The sequence below is a fragment of the Parafrankia sp. EUN1f genome, assembly GCF_000177675.1.
GTDB lineage: Bacteria > Actinomycetota > Actinomycetes > Frankiales > Frankiaceae > Parafrankia.
On sequence record NZ_ADGX01000005.1, the window covers coordinates 45,763 to 64,313 of the forward strand.

General features: G+C 71.7%; 16 protein-coding genes. 7 read left to right on the forward strand and 9 right to left on the reverse strand.

Annotated features, from left to right (window positions below; translation table 11 throughout):
• Positions 1 to 126 precede the first annotated feature (126 nt).
• The 4 genes from FREUN1FDRAFT_RS02295 to FREUN1FDRAFT_RS02310 form a co-directional block, all read right to left on the reverse strand.
• The gene (locus tag FREUN1FDRAFT_RS02295; RefSeq protein ID WP_006538320.1) at positions 127 to 930 is read right to left on the reverse strand and encodes an SGNH/GDSL hydrolase family protein; all 804 of its coding nucleotides are present in this window, start codon (positions 928 to 930) and stop codon (positions 127 to 129) included.
• Between the two features lie 546 nt (positions 931 to 1,476).
• Complete coding sequence (locus FREUN1FDRAFT_RS02300; protein WP_006538321.1) at positions 1,477 to 3,474, reverse strand: hypothetical protein; 1,998 nt, start codon at positions 3,472 to 3,474, stop codon at positions 1,477 to 1,479.
• Positions 3,475 to 3,648: 174 nt separating this feature from the next.
• On the reverse strand, positions 3,649 to 5,061 hold the full coding sequence (locus FREUN1FDRAFT_RS39400) for a HAMP domain-containing sensor histidine kinase (protein WP_006538322.1): 1,413 nt from the start codon (positions 5,059 to 5,061) through the stop codon (positions 3,649 to 3,651).
• Entirely contained in the window at positions 5,058 to 5,714 is a 657-nt protein-coding gene (locus FREUN1FDRAFT_RS02310; RefSeq protein WP_006538323.1) for a response regulator transcription factor, read from the reverse strand. The genes FREUN1FDRAFT_RS39400 and FREUN1FDRAFT_RS02310 overlap by 4 nt, the downstream gene beginning before the upstream one ends.
• A gap of 221 nt (positions 5,715 to 5,935) precedes the next feature.
• On the opposite strand from FREUN1FDRAFT_RS02310, the gene FREUN1FDRAFT_RS02315 reads away from it, so the two are divergent.
• From FREUN1FDRAFT_RS02315 to FREUN1FDRAFT_RS02330, 4 genes are all read left to right on the forward strand, one after another.
• Positions 5,936 to 6,325, forward strand: a complete 390-nt coding sequence (locus FREUN1FDRAFT_RS02315) for an SDR family NAD(P)-dependent oxidoreductase (protein ID WP_006538324.1) — start codon at positions 5,936 to 5,938, stop codon at positions 6,323 to 6,325.
• A 206-nt stretch (positions 6,326 to 6,531) separates the two neighbouring features.
• Entirely contained in the window at positions 6,532 to 6,936 is a 405-nt protein-coding gene (locus FREUN1FDRAFT_RS02320) for a nuclear transport factor 2 family protein (RefSeq protein ID WP_006538325.1), read from the forward strand.
• Positions 6,937 to 7,264: 328 nt separating this feature from the next.
• A complete protein-coding gene (locus FREUN1FDRAFT_RS02325; RefSeq protein ID WP_006538326.1) occupies positions 7,265 to 8,476 on the forward strand; it encodes an amidohydrolase family protein in 1,212 nt (403 codons plus the stop codon).
• A gap of 191 nt (positions 8,477 to 8,667) precedes the next feature.
• The gene (locus FREUN1FDRAFT_RS02330; RefSeq protein ID WP_006538327.1) at positions 8,668 to 9,666 is read left to right on the forward strand and encodes a 2-hydroxyacid dehydrogenase; all 999 of its coding nucleotides are present in this window, start codon (positions 8,668 to 8,670) and stop codon (positions 9,664 to 9,666) included.
• A gap of 103 nt (positions 9,667 to 9,769) precedes the next feature.
• Here the strand turns inward: FREUN1FDRAFT_RS02330 and FREUN1FDRAFT_RS02335 are convergent, their stop codons facing one another.
• The 4 genes from FREUN1FDRAFT_RS02335 to FREUN1FDRAFT_RS02350 all read right to left on the reverse strand — a co-directional run bounded on the left by FREUN1FDRAFT_RS02335 (position 9,770) and on the right by FREUN1FDRAFT_RS02350 (position 14,676).
• On the reverse strand, positions 9,770 to 11,098 hold the full coding sequence (locus FREUN1FDRAFT_RS02335) for a maleylpyruvate isomerase N-terminal domain-containing protein (RefSeq protein ID WP_006538328.1): 1,329 nt from the start codon (positions 11,096 to 11,098) through the stop codon (positions 9,770 to 9,772).
• The gene (locus tag FREUN1FDRAFT_RS02340; RefSeq protein ID WP_157474210.1) at positions 11,095 to 11,727 is read right to left on the reverse strand and encodes an RNA polymerase sigma factor; all 633 of its coding nucleotides are present in this window, start codon (positions 11,725 to 11,727) and stop codon (positions 11,095 to 11,097) included. The genes FREUN1FDRAFT_RS02335 and FREUN1FDRAFT_RS02340 overlap by 4 nt, the downstream gene beginning before the upstream one ends.
• Positions 11,728 to 11,818: 91 nt before the next feature.
• The gene (locus FREUN1FDRAFT_RS02345; protein ID WP_006538330.1) at positions 11,819 to 13,468 is read right to left on the reverse strand and encodes a nickel/cobalt transporter; all 1,650 of its coding nucleotides are present in this window, start codon (positions 13,466 to 13,468) and stop codon (positions 11,819 to 11,821) included.
• Positions 13,465 to 14,676, reverse strand: a complete 1,212-nt coding sequence (locus FREUN1FDRAFT_RS02350) for a tetratricopeptide repeat protein (protein WP_232295007.1) — start codon at positions 14,674 to 14,676, stop codon at positions 13,465 to 13,467. The genes FREUN1FDRAFT_RS02345 and FREUN1FDRAFT_RS02350 overlap by 4 nt, the downstream gene beginning before the upstream one ends.
• 419 nt (positions 14,677 to 15,095) lie before the next feature.
• On the opposite strand from FREUN1FDRAFT_RS02350, the gene FREUN1FDRAFT_RS02355 reads away from it, so the two are divergent.
• The 3 genes from FREUN1FDRAFT_RS02355 to FREUN1FDRAFT_RS02365 all read left to right on the forward strand — a co-directional run bounded on the left by FREUN1FDRAFT_RS02355 (position 15,096) and on the right by FREUN1FDRAFT_RS02365 (position 17,803).
• Positions 15,096 to 16,556 (forward strand): DUF4331 domain-containing protein, encoded by a 1,461-nt coding sequence (locus tag FREUN1FDRAFT_RS02355; RefSeq protein ID WP_006538332.1) that lies wholly within the window; start codon positions 15,096 to 15,098, stop codon positions 16,554 to 16,556.
• A gap of 14 nt (positions 16,557 to 16,570) precedes the next feature.
• A complete protein-coding gene (locus tag FREUN1FDRAFT_RS02360; protein ID WP_006538333.1) occupies positions 16,571 to 17,002 on the forward strand; it encodes a hypothetical protein in 432 nt (143 codons plus the stop codon).
• Positions 17,003 to 17,323: 321 nt separating this feature from the next.
• A complete protein-coding gene (locus tag FREUN1FDRAFT_RS02365) occupies positions 17,324 to 17,803 on the forward strand; it encodes a hypothetical protein (protein ID WP_232295008.1) in 480 nt (159 codons plus the stop codon).
• A gap of 30 nt (positions 17,804 to 17,833) precedes the next feature.
• Here the strand turns inward: FREUN1FDRAFT_RS02365 and FREUN1FDRAFT_RS02370 are convergent, their stop codons facing one another.
• Positions 17,834 to 18,502: a histidine phosphatase family protein gene (locus tag FREUN1FDRAFT_RS02370; RefSeq protein ID WP_006538335.1), complete on the reverse strand. Its 669-nt coding sequence runs from the start codon at positions 18,500 to 18,502 to the stop codon at positions 17,834 to 17,836.
• Between the last annotated feature and the right edge of the window lie 49 nt (positions 18,503 to 18,551).

The following is an 18,551-nucleotide window of genomic DNA, read 5'->3' on the forward strand; positions in this document are numbered from 1 at the left end:
GGCGGCTGCCCGCAGCGGTGTTCCGGCGGTGATCGATCCGGCCGAATTCTTGACTTGATGTGGAGTGGTGTCAATTGTCGGATATGCCCGGCCCCGGGCTGGGGAACGGGTCCGCTGCGGCTGTGCTCAGCCGATGAGGGAACGGACCAGCGGGGTGTAGCCGCTGGCGTAGCCCGCACGGGTGGGGTGGTAGGACTCGCCGAGGGCCGAAATCATCAGGCCGTTGGTGAAAGGCGTGCTGGCGCATACATCGTGCCCGGCCCAGGCGGGATTCGGGTTCCCGTAGGCGAACCCGGCGGCCTGGGCCCGGTCCGCCAGGACTGCGTCGAGGTTGTCCACCAGGTTGTTGAGAGCGGTCTGCTTCGCAACGGTCACCCCGGGCGCCGCGGAGCACGTACGGTCCGCGAACGGCCGTGGATATCCGAGCACGGCGACGGTGGCGGACGGCGCCTTCGACCTGATGGCCGCGAACGTGGTGTCGAGCTTCGCCGGAAGCTCGTCGGTGATCCGTGCGTTCGAGGTGTCGACCGTGGACGTGCAGTCGGAAAGCGTGCAGCTGCGCACCAGGTCGCCGAACCCGATGTCGTTTCCGCCGATGGTGATGGTGACGTACTTCGTCTCCGGGGTGAGGGCGTTCACCTGTGAGTCAGTCACGTCCGAGGTGACCGCCCCGCCGCACGCGGCGAGGGTGAGCTCGGTGTCGGGCCGCTGACTGGCGACGAGATAGGGGTAGGAATAGGTGCTGCGGGCGCAGTCGGCGTCGAGATCGCTGCTTCCCGCTCCACTTCCCGAGGAGTAGGAGTCCCCGAGGGCCACGTACCGGTCAGGCGTCGCGGCCTGCGCGGGAGCGGTGCTCACGGACCCCGAGAACGCCGCGACGAGGGTGGTGACGGCGGGCGCGAGCACACGACGACGAAAGAAGTTCTCCACGTCTTTCCCTTCGTCCTGGTGATGCCTGATGCCTGGCGAAAGGAAAATCCAGCGTGCGGGTGCGGGTGCGGGGAGGGGTCCTCAGCGCGAGACCGATGGCCCCGGACCGGCTGTCGTCAGCCCCCGCGGTGGCGGCGTCGAGGAGCCGTCGGCCGTCTGTTCCGGAGCACGCGACCAGCCCGCTCCGACCGACGGCTCGCCCGGTAGATCGTATGCGAGCGCGACGCCTGCCGGGCCGGTGCCGTCGCCGTCGGTCAGGTTCAGTATGGCGGCTCGATCTCGAGGCGTCGGGCCCAGAACGTGCCTCGTCTCGATCGACCCCGCGGTCAGGGCACGGGGCGCGGCCTGCCCGTGGCCGGGGAATCAGGCCTCGATGGCGCCGGAGGACCCGGCCACCACCCGGCCGGCCACCGTTCGCGGGCCAGCGCGCGCCCGCGCCGCGGGCGGTGACCCGGCCGGCGGCGCGCCGGTGCCGTGGTGTACCGGCCGCCCACCGGCGCGACGGTGTGGGGGAGAGGCCCGCCGCGCCTCGTGGTGGGGCCGCCGCTACGTGTGGTTCATCGGCTGCCGGTAGGCCTTGCCGTCGATGGTGCTGGTCAGGGTGCCGGTCGCCTCGAAGATGTTGGTCAGGACGTCGATCGTCAGGTGGAACCCGTCCGGGCTGCTCTTCTTCGTGTTCGTCGTCGCGGTCCCGTCCTTCGCCCGGACGGTCTGGGTCAGGTCGGAGAACCAGTCGACCTTCGACGTCGTCAGCGCCGGCACGGTCACCGTCACCTTCTCGGTGCCGTTGAGGGTGCTGACACCGTCGTCGGTGAAGTCGGTGTAGGTCACGGCGACGGTCTCGACCGCGACCTTGTCGGAGCTCTCGGTGACCTCGACCTTCGCCGAGCCGCCCCTGGCCCCGGTGACGGTGTAGGTGCCCGCCGGAACGTGCGGCCGGCTCGGGATCGCGCTGCCCGGGACGTACTTCACGCCCCACGGGACGTCGTCCGAGATCAGCGCCACCTTCGGTGCCGGCGCGGGCTTGCGGCTGGTCAGCTCGGCGATCATCATCCGGTACGTGCGGCCGCCCTGAGCGGTGGACGTCTCGCACGGCAGCGGGTTCGCACCCCCACAGGCGGGGGAGGTGGCCAACGCCTGCCAGTAGACGATGGCCGTGCCGTCAGGTGACCACCTCGGGTCGGCCATGCCGTTCCAGTTCGGGTCGTTGACGCTGCCCGGGCTGCCGTCACCCGCGGCGTTGACCCGCTGGCCCTGGTAGTCGCCGCGGTCGCCGTAGCGGTCGATGAGGATCGGCTGGAAGAACCGTCGCATCCCGTTGTTGCGGGTCGACGAGGTCGCGCTGGTGGTGACCATGTCGGTGATCGGTGGGACGTCCCGCATGGCCGCCAGGAACATCTGGCGGTCGGAGCCGCGGGTGTCCATCGCGACAGTCCAGTTGCCGTCGGGGGAGAGGTCGATCGGGTCGACGTACTCCGGGTTCGAGGTCAGCCGGCGGACCTTGCCCGTGGTCAGGTCGGCGGCGAACACGTCGATGTTGGACGACTCCTCGGGATACCCGATGTAGGTGACCTCCTTCCCGTCGGCGCTGAAACCGCGCAGCTCGCCGACGGACAGCGCGTCGCGGTCGTAGACCAGCGTGGCGGGGTCCGACGCGTCGACGGACATCGGCTGCGTGTCGGTCGGGTCGAAAAGCCGGGTCACGTTGACGACGTCGTAGCGCGGTGCCAGCGGTGTGCCGGTCGTCGGGGCCGGGTCGAACTCCAGCCGCCCCAGGTAGGCGAACTGGCCGAACCGGCCGTTGCCGATCGTGAAGCTGCTGAACCCGAGGTGGACGTCGTCCGGGTGGATGCGCAGCTCGCGCAGGCTGCCGCCCTTGCCGGAGCCGTCCGCGGTGTTCTCCCACCGGATCGGGTAGACGTGGGTCTCGGCCGGGGTGCACCCCTCGTCGGCGAGCGGATGGTCCCCGCAGTCGAGGATGTTGGTGCCGAACAGCACGCGCTTTCCGTCGCGGAACGGCTGCGGGTAGTCCATCGCCTGGTTGGTGCTCACCGTGTTCGCCGCCGGCACCCCGCAGGTGAGGCATTTCCAGGCGTCACCGCCCGCGAAGGTCTTCCCGTCCGTCCGCACGATGATCAGCTGGCTGCCGCTGTAGACGCTCGCTGGATCGGGCGCGGCGGGCGCGCCGGCGAAGGTGACCCGGGCGGTGACGTTCTTCCCGTCCGGTAGATAGCCACCGGACTGGAAGCCGCCGCGTTCGGCGAGGCAGCCCGTGTGATGCGGGTTCACGGCTGCGGTGCAGGCGCCCGGATCATCGCTGGGCGCGACCGGTGGCAGCGGCAGCTCGCGCACGGAAATCGGTTCGGCCCTGGGCGGCGCGGGAATCCCGCCGGTCGCGTTCTCGGTGCCGGCCGGCTTTTCCGGCTCGTGCGGCTTCGAGTCCGAACAGGCCGGAACGGCGAGCAGGACCGCGGCCAGCCCCAGCGGTAACCACCGCGACCATCGCCTTCGTGGTCCCGGTGATAAGGACATCGTTTTCTGCATCGGCGCGCTCCTTGGAGAAAACGCCCTGCGCACCCGGGGAATCACGGCGGGGACGGCCCACGGACTCCGATGTCGCCAACGCGAGTGGTACGGCCCCCGCCGTCCTCCAGCCGATCGGGCAGGACTACTGGACGGAATCGGCGGAAACCTACCGAGCGCCGCGTTAGCTGGGCATTAGCTCGCCAGCTCGCCGCTCGCCCCGTGGCCGGCCATCGCGAGGGCGGCCGGCCGGGCGCTGGTGGCGGACGGGAGCCGGACGAGGGCCGTCACCTCGCCGGGGCCGCGGCTCCAGGTGATGGTTCCGCCGTGTGCCTGCAGGACCGCGTTGACGATGGACAGCCCCGTACCCGCCGGCCCGGGCAGGGCAGCCGGCTCCACGGCGGGTAGGGCAGCCGGGGTGCTTCCGCCGTCCAGGGTGGGTTCGGCGGCCTGGGTGAGCTCGGCGTCTTGGGCGGGTTCGGCGTCTTGGGCGGGTTCGGCGACCGAGTTGGCGATGCGAAGGCACGCGACGGCGGAGTCGGTGCCGCCGGTGCCGGTGCCGGTGCCGGTGGCAGTGGCGGTGCCGGTGGCAGTGGCAGTGTCGGGGGCGGCGGCGCCGATGCCAGGGTCCGTGGACTGTTCGCCACGCGCTGTGCCGACGCTGACCCGGACCCAGCCGTCGGGCCGGTTGTGTCGCGCGCTGTTGTCGAGCAGGTTGCGCACGAGGCTTTCCAGCAGCGCACGGTCGCATTCGACGTCCGCGCTGTGCAGGTCGACGTCCAGGCGCAGCCGGGAGAAGGCCGGCCCCTCCACGACCCGCCCCAGGACGTTGCCGACCAGCTCGTCGAGCGCGAACCGTGACGTCTCCAGCGCCTGCGGGTCGGTGCGGGAGAGCACGAGCAGCCGTGACACGAGCCGTTCGCCGCGGTCGACGGCGTCGGAGACGGCCCGCAGCCGGGCGGTGACGTCGCGATCGGCCGTGCCGTCGAGCAGCATCGCGATCTCGGTCCGGGTGGTGGACAGCGGTGTGCGCAGCTCATGGGCGACCTGGGCGGCGAACCGGCGTTGCGCGTCGAACGCGACCGCGAGTCGGTCGAGCATGGCGTCGAAGGTGTCGGCCAGCTCCTTGATCTCGTCGTTCGGACCGATGGCGGCCACCCTGTCCCCGAGGTCGGATGCGGATGCCGACCGGGCGCGGGCGGTCATCTTCCGTATCGGCCGAAGGATGCCGCCGGCCAGCGCCCAGGCCGCCCCCACCGCGCCCACGAGCACCACCAGCAGGCCCACGAACGACCAGCGCCGCGCGCTCGCGAGTGCCTCGTCGAGCGGGCGCTGCTGGATCGCGCGGCCCACCTCACCGACGGTCCGGCCATCCGGGAGGGGCTGTTCGTCGAACCGCGAGGCGAAAAGGTCCTCCGGATGCTGGCGAATGTACTCGACCACTGTGGGCCGCGATATGTTCAGCTCTTCCAGCAGGGAACCGTTGAACGAGTACACCGACGGATACCTGACGTTTCTCAGCACGATCGTGTTGACCACCAGCGTGAAGGAGCCGGCGACGACCAGCGCGATCGAGATCATGACGGTGATACGGATTCTGAACGTCATGAGAGGCGGTACCCCGCCGCCGGAATGGTCATGATGACGGGCGGATCCCCGAGTTTGCGGCGCAGGGTCAGGACGGTGACGCGAACCGCGTTGCTGAACGCGTCGAGCCGGTCGTCCCACACGCTCTCCATCAGCTGTTCCGCGCTGAGCACGGCGCCGTCGGCGAGCATCAGCGTCTCGAGAAGTGCGAACTCGCGGTTTGTCAGCCGCAGGTCGCGGTCCGCGCGCAGAGCTGTTCGCCGGGCGGAGTCCAGGGTGATGTCCCGCCATCGCAGCACCGGTGGTGCGGCACGGTGGGCGCGTCGGCCGAGTGCCCGGATCCGTGCCACCAGCTCCCGCATGTCGAACGGCTTCGGGAGATAGTCATCCGCCCCGAGCATGAGGCCTTCGACCCGCTCGGAGACGTCGTCCGACGCTGTCAGCATGAGGATGCGCGCCGGCCGCCGCTCACCGACGATCCGTTCGCACACGGCGTCGCCCGGCAGACCGGGGAGGTTGCGGTCGAGGACCACGATCTCGTAGTCGACGACCCCGAGCCGATCGAGCGCGCCCTCGCCGTCATGGACCACGTCGACCGCGAACCGCTCCCGCCGCAGACCACGGGCGACAGCGTCGGCGAGCGGCGCGTCGTCCTCCACCAGCAGTACCCGCACAACCCCTCCCGGACCCGCTCACCACAGCCAACGAGCATCCATGGCACGACCTGCGGATGCTCGTTGGGATTACGGATGCTCGTTGGGATTACAGTCCTCGACCGTGGCTGTCGTCCATCGGGTTCCCTGCGCAAGCCAGTCCCCCTCGCCGGAGCTGGCCGGGGAGCGAGCGGATCCACCGGTCAAGGACATGATCCAGCCTGGCACCGCTGGACCTGTTCATGGTTGGCGCTCTGGTGCCGGCAATGGTGGAGCGTGGGAGCGGTGTGGTTGTGAACATCTCGACGATGGTCGCCGGATTCGGCACCGCTGGCTCGTCCGTTTATGCCTCCAGTAAGGCTGCACTCAACGCGCTGACCAGGTGCTGGGCGGCCGAGTACGGACCCCGCGGTGTACGCGTCAACTCTGTCGCTCCGGGTCCGACGTACACCGAAGGAACGCAGGAACAGTACGGCGTGCGAGCGCTGGAAAGCCTTGCATCTCAGGCTCCGGCGCGTCGCGTTGCCGACGCCACGGAAATCGCGCGCGCCGTCGCCTACATCGCCAGCGACGAGGCCAGTTTTCTGCACGGCGTCATCCTCAACGCGGACGGTGGTCGCAGCGCGGTCTGACCGCAGGCAGGCGACGAGACCAAACCGCATGCCGAGGAGATCGCGGCCGCGGTGGTCTCTCCCACCGCGGCCGCGGGTGAGTGATTCCGTGCGCCTGTTCCGGCGATGCGGGATTCTGCTCGGGCGCTGGGCCGCGGCCGGTCTCGGGTGCTCCGGCCGGGTCGCGGCGGTCAGACAGTCCGGTCAGACGATCAAGGAGGCTCCGCATGAGTGACATCGAGGAGATCAGGCAGCTCAAGGCCCGGTACTGCCGCTTACTCGACACGAAGAGCTGGGACGAGTTCCGCGCGCTGTTCACCGACGACGCGGTGCTGGACTCGACCGACTCCGGCGGTGAAGTCATCACCGGTGCCGACGCGTTCCTGGAGTTCCTGCGGCCGGCGCTGTCGGAGAGCGTGACCGTGCACCACTGCCACACCCCGGAGATCGCGGTGACCGCGCCGTCCACGGCGACCGGCATCTGGGCGATGGAGGACCGCATCCGCTTCCCGGACGGCTCCGAGCTGATCGGCTTCGGGCACTACCACGAGACGTACGAGAAGGCCGACGGAGCCTGGCGGATCAGGTCGCAGAAGCTGACCCGCCTGCGGATGGACTTCACCAAGCCCTGACTCGCCGCGGACCGGGCAGTACCGCCGGAGGCCCGGAGGTCCGGTGACCCGGTGACGGGGCCGGGGCCGGGCCCGGGCCCGGGTGACCCGATGACCGCTGGCGGCGGGGCGCTCGGGCGGCGCTTCTGCCCGGGTAGCCGGGCGCCCCGCCGAGGTAGGACTTTCGTCCGGTGCCAAGGTGTGAAAATCTGATGCTCTCAAGCTGAGAACCTGGTTTCTGCTGGCGGTGGCGCTGTGGTGCGGCCGCGGGGTCGGCCGGCGACGAGGCGCGACGGCGCTGCGACGAGGCAGCACCGCGACGACGAGGCACTGCGACGAGGAGGACGCGATGTTGACGCTCAAGGCCGCTGGCCTGCTCGATGTCGACACCGGGGAGATCATCCGGCCCGGGATCGTGAAGATCGAGGGCGAGCGGATCGTCGGCCTCGGCGGCAAGCCGGAGGGCGAGGTCCTGGACCTCGGTGACCTGACCCTGCTGCCCGGTCTGATGGACATGGAGCTCAACCTGCTGATGGGCGGGCCCGGTGAGCACCACCTCACCAGCCAGACCCGGGACGACCCGCCGACCCGGATGATGCGGGCCACCCAGAATGCCCGGCGCACCCTGCGGGCCGGTTTCACCACCGTTCGCAACCTGGGCCTGTTCTGCAAGACCGGCGGCTATCTGCTCGACGTCGCGCTGAAGAACGCGATCGACGTCGGCTGGATCGACGGCCCGCGCATCGTCCCCGCCGGCCACGCCATTACGCCGACCGGCGGCCACCTCGACCCGACGATGTTCGGCAAGTTCGCCCCGCACGTGCTGCAGCTGAGTGTCGAGGAGGGCCTGGCGAACGGGGTGGAGGAGGTCCGCAAGGCCGTCCGCCACCAGATCAAGCACGGCGCCGAGGTCATCAAGATGTGCGGTTCCGGCGGGGCGATGTCCCACACGGGCCCGTCCGGCGCCCGGCACTACTCCGACGAGGAGGTGCGGGCGATCACCGACGAGGCGCACCGGCGCGGGCTGCGGGTCGCGGCGCACACCCACGGCTCGGTGGCCGTCCGCCAGATGGTCGAATGCGGCGTCGACTGCATCGAGCACGCCTTCATGATCGACGACGACACGATCAACCTCCTGGTCAAGGAGGGCACCTGGGTCGTCGCGACGCAGGCCCTGATCGACGACATGCCGGTGCTGCGCAGCTCGGAGCCGGAGATCCAGGCCAAGGCGGCGCTGATCTTCCCGAAGGCCAAGATCTCGATCCGCAACGCGATCGAGGCCGGGGTGAAGATCGCGGTCGGCAGTGACGCGCCGGCGATCCCGCACGGGAAGAACGCCCTGGAGCTGGTCGCCCTGGTCGACCGCGGGATGACCCCGCTGCAGGCGATCCAGGCGGCGACGATCGTGGGCGCGGACCTGATCGACGTCACCGACCGCGGGCGCCTGGCCGAGGGCCTGCTCGCGGACATCATCGGCGTGGCGGGCAACCCGCTGGAGGACATCAACGTGCTGCGCCGGGTGCCGTTCGTGATGAAGGGCGGCAAGCAGTTCATCTACTGACCCGCCACGGATCGCCCGCCGACCCGGCACCAACCGCCCACTGACCTGCTCACGGACCGTTCGCCGACCCGTCACCGGGTCGCCACCCGCCGCGCAGCCACCGCCGTCGAGTCGTCCCGAACCCGCCTGGACTAGGGTTCGCTGCGGACGGAGGAAGCCGTGGCGGCGGGTGGACGAAGGCGGGATGCCAGGTGCGGGTGGCGGTTTTCTCGGCCAAGGACTACGACCGTCGTTTCCTCGGCGCGGCCCGGCCGGTGGGCGTCGATCTGGACTTCCTCGAACACCGCCTCACCGCGCGGACGGCCGGCCTCGCCCGGGGGTTCGACGCGGTCTGCGTGTTCGTCGAGGACGACGTCTCGGCACCGGTGCTCGACGCGCTGGCCGCGGGCGGGGTCCGGCTGGTCGTGCTGCGGTCGGCCGGCTACGACAACGTGGACCTCGCCCACGCCGGGGAGGTCGGTGTCGCCGTCGCGCGGGTTCCCGCCTACAGCCCGCACGCGGTGGCGGAACACGCGGTCGCGCTCATCCTGGCCCTGAACCGGCACCTGTGCCGGGCCTACAACCGGGTCCGGGAATACAACTTCGCGCTGACCGGCCTGCTCGGCTTCGACCTGCACGGACGCACCGTCGGCGTGGTCGGCACCGGCGAGATCGGCACGGTCTTCACCCGCATCATGACCGGCTTCGGGTGCCGCGTGCTCGCGCACGACATCCGCGTGAACCCGGTCTGCGCCGAGCTGGGAGCCGAGTACGTCGACCTCGACCGGCTGCTGGCCGACGCGGACATCATCTCGCTGCACTGCCCGCTCACCCAGGACACCCACCACCTCCTGGACTCCGCGGCGCTCGCGCGGACGAAACAGGGCGTCATGGTGATCAACACCAGTCGCGGCGCGCTGCTCGACACCGCCGCGGTCATCGCCGCCCTCAAGAAGGGCCGGATCGGTGCACTCGGCATCGATGTCTACGAAGAAGAGAGCGCGCTTTTCTTCGAGGATCGCTCCGAGCACGGAGCGTTCGACGACGACGTGTTCGCACGGCTGCTCACCTTTCCGAACGTTCTGGTGACCGGCCATCAGGGCTTCTTCACCGTGGACGCGCTCACCCGCATCGCCGAGGTGACGATGGCCAACCTCAGCGGTTTCGCCGGCGGCACCGGCCCTGTACACCCGGTGACCGCCGCCGGCTGACCCGAGCCGTCCCGTTCGGGAACGGTCCTCGGATCGGAGGCCTCCCGGATCAGGGTGGCGTCCCAGATCGGGGTGGCGGCCCCAGATGGGGAGCCGGCCCGGATCAGGGGCGGGCGAGGCTGGGAGCCAGCGCGAGCAGGCCGGCGGCGAGTCGCTCGTCGCCCCCGACCCGGGCGGTGATCGCGCTCGCGGGCCTGCGGTCGCCGACGAGCAGGCAGAACTCGACGATCTCGACGGTCAGGGTGCCCGAGGCCGGGCGCGGATCGGCTGGTACCGCGCGCGGATCGGACCGGGCCTGGTGTACCTGCGCGCCGTCCGGCCCGAGTGACCAGGTGCCGCCGCCCGGCCCCGTCAACGTCACCGTGAGCGTCCCTTCCGGCGGGGCCGCGGTCGCTGCGGCTGCCGAGGCTGCCCAGGGCACGGACAGCAGACGCAGGGCGAGATCGGCCATCGCGTGCAGGTCGTCCGCGCCGGGGTTCGGCACCGTGATTCCCGCAGCCGTGGCGATGTCCCGCGTGTGGATCCACGTCTCGAACGCGCGGGACGTCAGATGATCGCCGGGCGCGGCCGTCCAGCCATCCACCGTCACGGTGAGGGGTGCCTGGCTCCGTTCGGCCCGTTCGGTGGCTGCGCAGAGCTGTTCCGCCTGCTCGTACCAGCGTTGCCGCACTGCCTCGACCGGCCAGTCCCGGGCGGCGTCCAGGACGACGCCGGTCCGGGTCAGGGCGTCTCCCTCCACGTCCTCCGTGTTTCCGTCCTCCGCGTGTTCGTCCCTGCCACCGGCGCCGTCGGGTGCCCCGGTGGGGGCGGGTCGGGCGCCAGGGGGGATGAGGGCGGCGAGCAGCAGGCCGTCGACGGCGTGGAGGTGCAGGACGAGCTCACGGACCGACCAGCCGGACGCGGCGGGCAGGTGCCAGTGCTTCGCCTCGAGCTCGATCAGCAGCCGGTCCAGCGCGCCGACCCGGTTGCCATAGCAGGGGACGCCCGCGGCGCCTGCCAGGGCCGGCCGGTGCCCTGGCTCTGTCGAGGCCGCTCCCGGCATACGCGCACCCGGCGCCGCCTGGCGGGCCCCGGGCGCGGCCGGGCGGACCGCGAGCGCCGCGGTGAGGATGGCGGCGAGCGAGCCGGGGCCGTCGGCCGGCGGGGTGAGGTTGCCCTCCGACGTGCCGGGTAGCACCGGGGCCCGCGGTGCCGGGGTCTGTCGCACCGGGGCCTGCCGTACCGGGGCCTGCCGTACCGGGGCCTGCCGTACCGGGGCCTGTGGGGCTCCCGGGAGGAGGGCCGCGGCGTCGGTGGAGCAGGCCGCGCAGCTGCCGAGGTGCTTCTCGACGGCGTCGGCCTCGGCCGGGGTGCAGCTGCCCAGCAGGTAGGCGCCCAACAGGTCGCCCACACAGGTGCCGGACGTCCGCGCGACCGGCGGTTCGATCGTCACGGCGCGACTCCCTGGTGGGCGAGGGTACGGGCGAGGGTGGCGAGAGCGGCGCGCATCCGCGACTTCGCGGTCCCCTCGGGGATCGCGAGTTTGGTCGCGATGTCACGGTAGGTCAGCTCTGTGTAGTACGCCAGCTCCACGACCTCGCGCTGTTTCGGTGGCAGCGCGGCCACGGCGGCCCGCACCGCGTCCGAGTCCTCGCGAGCGAGCAGGTCGTCGCCGGGCGCGGCCTCGTCGACGTGCTGGACGAGGCCACGGGCGACCCGTTCGGTGGTGCGCCGAGAGGACTCCCGGCGCACCCAGTCGACGGCCCGCCGGTGTGCCAGCACAGCGAGCCAGGTGCGCAGCTCACCCCGGTTTGGATCGAACCGGAGCGGATGCTGCCAGAAGGTGACCAGCACCTCCTGCAGGACGTCTCGGGCGGCGTCGGCGTCACCGGTCACCCGCACGGCGACCGCCAGCAGGTAGTGGGCATACCGCTGATGCACTTCGGCGAGCGCGGCCGGATCACCGGAGACGACCCGACCGTGCAGGTCGACGATGTCGCGGTCGGGATGGGGAGTGGGCGTGGGCGCCGAACCCCTGTGCGGCCGGTCGGCCGCCCTGTCCGGGCTGTGCACGATGGGCATGGTAGCGCACACACTCCGCATCATCCGGTCCCGCTCGCCCGGTCTCGTCGCTCGCCGTACCCTCTGCTCACGAGATGACCCGGACGCCTGCTCACGAGATGACCTGGACGCCGGCGCGCAGGGCCACCGTCGCGCCGACGACGACGATCAGCGCCGCGCTCGCCACCGGCGCCCAGTACAGGCCCGCGGTAAGCCCCGGAGCCGCGGCGCGCACCCGGTGCAGCAGGGGGACGAGCGTGCGGTCGAGCAGGAAACCCGCCCCGATCAGGGTCAGCGCCATGCCCGCGCCGTAGGCGAGGACGAGCAGAAGCCCGAACCACGCCCGTCCCAGCGCGACCGCGCCGAGCAGTACGACGATCGCCGACGGTGTCGGCACCATCCCGCCGGCGAATCCGGCGGCGAGCAGGCTCCGCAGCTGTGACCCGTCGGCCGCCGGATGTGGATGCGCATGCCAGCGCCCCCCGTGCCCGTGCCCGTGCCCGTGCGGGTGCGCGTGCGCGTGCGCGTTTGCATCGCTGTGGCTGTGGCGATGGTGGGTGTGATCGGGGACCAGGGCCTGGTGGTCCAGGCCGGCCACCGACGGGCTGAGCAGCCCGGATGCGCCGGCGAGTCTCGATCGCAGCAGGCTCGCGCCGATCCCGGCTATCAGCAGGCCGCTCGCGACGCCGAGCCAGGGGTATATCCGCTCCGGAGCGAAGCCGCTTGACGCTGACAGCACGATCGCGAGGATCAGCACACCGCAGGTGTGGGTGAGCGTCACCGCCGTCGCGGTGGCGGCCAGCTGCCGCCCGGTCACCGAGCCTCCGACGATCCGGGCCGCCATGACCGTCTTGCCATGCCCTGGGGCGAACGCATGGGCGGTGCCCAGCACGAATGCGGCGAGCAGGGCGAGCAGGCCCACCCCGACGGTGAGCGAATCCCGCCTGACCAGGCCGTCGACCCAGCCGGTGAGGCCGTCCCCGCCCCGTGCCCGCCGCGCCTGTTCGGCCGCACCGGTTCCGGATGTGCCGGTTCCGGGTGTTCCGGCGCCGGCCGCGGGGCCTGTCAGCGGGTCCGTTGCCGCGGGCCCGCCGGGACGCACGGTCAGGGTGGCGCTGGTGACGTCCGACGGCCCGCGCAGAGGATCGTCCGGGTATCGGGTGAGCAGATCGGTGGGCGAGCGGTCGGGTACGTCCGAGGCGAGCAGTGTCGTGCCGTCCCCGACGGCGACCGTCTCCCGCCACCCGATCCGGTCGGTGTAGGTGGCCAGCCGGTACTGGACCGCGCTCACCGGCCCACCGGTCTGGGCGGAGTACCGGCAGACCAGTCGCATCGTCGCCAGCCCGCCGGACCCGGGCGGGAACGTCACCGAGCCGCCGGTGCCGACGAGCGGGCTGACCCGGCTGTCGAGCACGAGCCTGGTCTGCCTGGACGTCCGGGCGCATTCGGCCTCCTGCCAGCGTGCGGGGCCCAGCGCGTCCACATCGGGCCGCAGCTGCGCGGTCGGGATCTCGGCGAAGTCGACGATCACGTCGATGTGGACCGTCTCGACGCCGACCCGCAGCACACTGGCGCTGTTGACCGTGAAGTTGCCCAGCGGATGCGCTGATGCGGCGCCGCCGCCCGCCAGTACCAGCGCGACCACGGCCGTGGCGAGGGCGGCCGCCCGGCGCGGCCAAGTCCAGGTCCAGGTCCGGGCCCAGGAGCGGGGATGGGGGCGGGGAGGGATCCAGGTCCGGGTCGGGGCCTCGGTGCGGGTCATCGGGTGCCGCCTTCGAGGGAGGTGAGCAGGGTGCGTGCCCGGGGCGCGTGCAGCGGCGAGAAATGCGGGTCGGTCTCCAGCGCCGTGCGCAGGTCGCTGATCGCGGCGTCGGTCTGCCCGAGCGCCGCCCGCACGACGCCACGGTGATAGAGGAACAGCGCGCGACGCAGGCCGAGTCCGAGTGCCGAGTCCGCGCTGGCCAGGGCCTCGTCATCGCGTCCGAGCCGGTGCAGCACCCAGCCGCGGGCGTCGTCGACGAACACGCCGGCCCGTCGCGGCTCCGCGCCGAGGCCCGTGTCGGGCGCGGTGCTGGAGGCCGGTGGCGCCCACGCGGTGGCCGGGTCACCGTGGTCGGCCTCGAACAGGGCCAGCTCGACGTCCACCTCGACGCCCTGGGCGCGCAGCAGCGCCGCGGTCGAGCGCACCAGGTCGTACTGGCGCCGCGCCTCGTTCATCCGGCCGACCGCTTCGAGTAGCTCGCCGTGCTCGGCGACGATCCACGGCTGCGGGCTGCGGGTGGTGGCGACGCGGTAGTCGGCCAGCGCGGCCTCGATCTCACCGCGAGCGGCGGCGACCCGGGCACGGCCGACGAGCAGCTGCACCGACGACGGGTCCTGGACGAGCCCGCGCCGGTAGGCGTCGGCCGCGCCGTCGAGATCGCCGCGGTTGCGGGACAGCTCTCCGAGGTGGAAGTAGGCGAACGCGGCGTCGGCGGGGGATGTCGCGTCGGCGATGACCCGCCGCAGTGTCTCGGCCGCGGGCTCCGGCTGCCCACGCAGCTCGTACGCGTAGGCGACCCGGGCCAGCGACGCCACATCGGGACGCAGATCGACCGCGGTCTGTGCCGCCGGCCAGGCCTCGGGGTAGCGCCCGAGCTCGACGAGGGCGTCGAACCGCACCCCGTGAGCTGTCGCGTTGAACGGATTGACGGCAATGGCGGCGTCCGCGGCACGCAGCGCGCCGGGGAAGTCGTGACGCGCGGCGGCGAGCGCGGCCCGCCCGGCGAGCGCGGTGTCGTTGCCCTCGGGCCGCAGTGCCAGCGAGTGGGCGAAGGCGCTCTCGGCCCGGGGGTAGGACGTCGGGTCGGCGGTGCGTCGGGCCAGCTCGACATAGGCGAGGCCGAGCTCGGCCCAGGCCGGCCAGTCTCCGGGCACCCGGCCCAGCCGGTCCTGCAGGCGTGCGACGGAAGCGTCCTGCGCACCTGTCACCGCTCGGGCCGTTCTGGGTGCCCCGGCTGCTCGGGGTTTCGGCGGTGCGGAGCCGGTGCCTTCGCCTGCCTGTATGCCCGCCGTCCCGCCGATCGCTGTCAGGGCCCCCGCCGTCAGGACGACCGCACAGACCAGGCCGGTGAGCGTCAACGCCCTGCTCGGCCCCGCCCTTTTCGCAGCCCTTGTTGCGTGCCGCCACCACATGGCCGTCCTCCCCGCGTCCGCGTCCGCCGTCCAGGCGCCCGGCGGTGCAGCCAGGCGTCCGGCAGCGGTTCGGCGCGGTCAGGCCCGCGGACCGGTGCGGGCGGCGACCAAAAACGTCGGGTAGCCGACACGATCCGCGCGGTCTCCACCGCCGAACCACCGGCGTTGATCGGACCGGCGCTCAGGACCGGTCCCGCGATCCCCCAGGGGGAAGCATGAGCAGGCAGAAGGCTGCCCGCGCCGGCGCAGGCGTCCGCCATCCGCGGCGGGCGCGGCTGTTCCGGCGGCGCCGTGGCGTCGTCGGCGTGGCCGCGCTCGTCGTCGGCGCGACGGCCGCCGCGCTGGTGGTCCCACCGATCGCCGCCGAGGCGTCGAGCCACCGGGAGGCACCGCTGATCAGCGGCGACCCGGCGGTCGACAACACCGACACCTACGCCTTCGTCAGCCCCGACGACCCGAACACGGTGACGCTCGTCGCCAACTGGCTGCCCTTCCAGGAACCGGCTGGCGGGCCGAACTTCTACCCGTTCTCCACCGATGCCCGGTACGACATCAACGTCGACAACAACGGTGACGCGAAGCCCGACATCACCTACCGCTGGACCTTCGCCAGCAGCTACCGCAACCAGAACACGTTCCTCTACAACACCGGGCCGGTGACCTCCCTCGACGACCCGGACCTGAACTTCCGCCAGACCTACCGGCTGGAACGGATCAGCGGCGGGAAGTCCACGGTGGTCGCCGACAAGGTGCCGGTCGCGCCGTCGTATGTCGGCAACGCGTCGATGCCGGACTACCTCGCGCTGCGCACGGCGTCGCTCACCCAGCTGCCGGGCGGCGGCAAGACGTTCGCCGGACAGGCCGACGACCCGTTCTTCCTGGACCTGAGGGTGTTCGACCTGCTGTACGGGGGCGACCTCTCCGAGGTCGGCCAGGACAGCCTCGCCGGGTTCAACGTGAACTCGATCGTGCTGCAGGTGCCGAAGGCCGAGCTCGCGCTCAGGGGCGACCCGGCGCGGAACCCGGTGATCGGGGTGTGGAGCAGCACCGAGCGGCGCAGCGCCTCGTTGTACGGGCCGACCGACGGCTCCGGCCAGCAGCTGTCCTTCGGTGGCTGGTCGCAGGTCTCGCGGCTCGGCGCGCCGCTGGTCAACGAGGTGGTCGTGCCGCTGGGGCAGAAGGACCGGTTCAACGCCTCCACCCCGGCCCGCGACGCCCAGTTCCTGAAGTTCGTCACCGACCCCGAGCTGCCGAAGCTCATCCAGGCGATCTACAAGATCCCCGCACCACCGACGCCGCGCAAGGATCTGGTCGCGGTCTTCCTGACCGGTGTCAGCAAGGACAACCTCGGGGTCGACCTGAACGCTCACGCGCTGAACGCCGATGTCGACCGGGCGAAGATCGCACCGTCGGAACAGCTGCGGCTGAACATGTCCATCCCGGCGACCGCGACGCCGAACCGGCTTGGCGTCCTCGGCGGTGACACGGCCGGCTACCCGAACGGCCGCCGGCTCGGTGACGACGTCGTCGACATCTCGCTGCAGGCCGTGGAAGGTGCTCTGCTGCCGAAGCCGCCGGCCGCGGTCACCGGCCTCGGTGACGGTGTCGACGGGCCCGATGTGCGCTTCCGGGGCTGGTTCCCCTATGTCGGCCTGCCCACCTCGGGCTCGAGCTGACGGGCGGCGACGACATGAGCGCAATTCTGCGCGGTGGCCACCGCGGCCGCCACGCATCCTTACTCGCCGCCGTCCTCGCTCTCGGCGTCGTCGTCGCCGGAACGACGGCCTGCTCGGATGACGGCCCACCGCCGTTGCCCGAGGCCGGTGCGTTCGCCGCCGGCGTCTGCCGGGACCTGGCCCCGGACCTGATCGAGACGCTGCGGCTCACCCAGTCGGTGCCCGGCGCCGCGGACGGGATCGCGACGCTCGCCCGTGACCTCGTCCCATCCCAGGAGAAGCTCTACAACCAGATCGGGGCCGCGGGGGAGTACGCCGGCGATCTGGAGCGGGTCACCACCGCGGTCGGTTTCCTTCGGCTGCGGGTGGACGCCGGAACCTACGAACCGGCCCTGCTCACGGAGGTGATGACGAGCACCCGGCAGCTGGTGGAGCGCTGTACCTGACCGGCGATCACGGGCACTCGGCAGAGCCACTGGTTCCCCGTCCGGCCGCTGCGCGGTGCGGGGAACCAGCCGAGCCCAGGCCATGGGAACACCGGCCAGGGCGCCGGCGTGTTGTCGAGAAGCGGACAGAAGGCGCGCAGATCCGGCATCGATCCCGTGGTGGTCGCTAGGGTCGTCACTGTGAGTGGTCGGGGATTTCTTGGTCTGTCCAGAGGTATTGCTCTGTCCAGCAGGCTTGGCCTGGCGGTAGTCGCGTGTGTCGCCTTCGCGGGATGCTCCGGGGAATCCGATCGGGAAAGCGCGCCGGACTCCCGCGCGACGGTGTCGAACGCGCCCGACGCGAGCGCGACCGGCGAGGCGTCGCCAACGCCGCCGCCGTCGCCGTCGCAGGCGCCGCAGGCTCTTCCGCCGTCACCATTGCCGACCACGGCCTACCCGCCGTTGCCCGGCTTCGGTACGGCGCACGATTTCGGCAGCGTGACGGCTGTCTCCGGCACCGACGCCGCCGGTGGTGCCACGCTGACTCTCGACCGGTTGGCCTACATCCACTGCACACCGCAGCCCAACCAGCTGGAGGAGTGCCTCGACGGTTACCGCGTCGAGCCGGTGGACGGGGGCCGGCGCCAGTACCCGGTGGCATCGACCGTCAAGGTCACCCTGGTCGTGCAACCCGAGATGTACCGGGACGGCACCCTCGCCGACCTGCGGACGTTCGTCGCCGACCGACCGTCCAACCTGATGCTGCTGCGGCTCGACGAGGCGGGCCGGGTCGTCGCCGTCGGCCAGCCCTGGGTGCCCTGACCTGGCCGAGGGTCGAGTACCCACCGGCGCTCAGCTGCGGAGCTCCCTGCTGGGACGGATCAGGTGGAAGCCGCTGACAGCTCCGTGCAGAACGAGCGACCATCTGGTGTCCCCGGCCGAGGACCACCGAAGGGACCACCAGGTCAGCGAGGCGTGGGCGACGGAGAAACCGAAAGGCATGCGCACGCCTGAAGGGATGCCCAGGTGGAGCCGATGGGCCGCCTCCACCGTCTCGCCGTGTGCGATGACGAGGACACGCTGGCCCTCGTGCCGGCTGATCATCTCCTGCAGGCAACCGCCGGCCCGGATGAGGAACTGGCTCCAGCTCTCCGACCCCGGGGCGAAGGGCTCCTCGGGCCGGTCGGAGGGATGCCCGCCGAACTCGGCGATGATGTCGGCCCACGGTCGGCCGTCCGCCTCGCCGTGATCGGGCCCCGTCAGCCGTGGCTCGATCAGCACCGGCAGCGCGAGCTCGTCGCTGACGGCCTGCGCGGTCTCCCGGACCCGCAGCCGGGGTGACGCGTAGAGGGCGTCGACGGGGCGGTCGTCGTGCAGGGGCCGCAGGGCCCTGGCGAGGTCCGCGGCCTGGGTGTGGCCGCGCGGTGTCAGGCCGGTGCAGCCGATATCCCCACCGGCAATCCAGGCGATGTTGCAGTGTGCCTCGCCGTGCCGCACCAGCAACAAATCCGTGTCGGGCACGCATGCACTCCTGTGGGCTGCGGTGACCCTCGCGCCCGGACCCTCCGGC

What these genes read in the sequence shown, in the direction of transcription:
- FREUN1FDRAFT_RS02300 (WP_006538321.1), bottom strand. Translation starts at nt 3,474, where the DNA reads ATGCAGAAAACGATGTCCTTATCACCGGGACCACGAAGGCGATGGTCG.
- FREUN1FDRAFT_RS39400 (WP_006538322.1), bottom strand. Translation starts at nt 5,061, where the DNA reads ATGACGTTCAGAATCCGTATCACCGTCATGATCTCGATCGCGCTGGTC.
- FREUN1FDRAFT_RS02315 (WP_006538324.1), top strand. Translation starts at nt 5,936, where the DNA reads ATGGTTGGCGCTCTGGTGCCGGCAATGGTGGAGCGTGGGAGCGGTGTG.
- FREUN1FDRAFT_RS02320 (WP_006538325.1), top strand. Translation starts at nt 6,532, where the DNA reads ATGAGTGACATCGAGGAGATCAGGCAGCTCAAGGCCCGGTACTGCCGC.
- FREUN1FDRAFT_RS02325 (WP_006538326.1), top strand. Translation starts at nt 7,265, where the DNA reads ATGTTGACGCTCAAGGCCGCTGGCCTGCTCGATGTCGACACCGGGGAG.
- FREUN1FDRAFT_RS02340 (WP_157474210.1), bottom strand. Translation starts at nt 11,727, where the DNA reads ATGCCCATCGTGCACAGCCCGGACAGGGCGGCCGACCGGCCGCACAGG.
- FREUN1FDRAFT_RS02345 (WP_006538330.1), bottom strand. Translation starts at nt 13,468, where the DNA reads ATGACCCGCACCGAGGCCCCGACCCGGACCTGGATCCCTCCCCGCCCC.
- FREUN1FDRAFT_RS02355 (WP_006538332.1), top strand. Translation starts at nt 15,096, where the DNA reads ATGAGCAGGCAGAAGGCTGCCCGCGCCGGCGCAGGCGTCCGCCATCCG.
- FREUN1FDRAFT_RS02360 (WP_006538333.1), top strand. Translation starts at nt 16,571, where the DNA reads ATGAGCGCAATTCTGCGCGGTGGCCACCGCGGCCGCCACGCATCCTTA.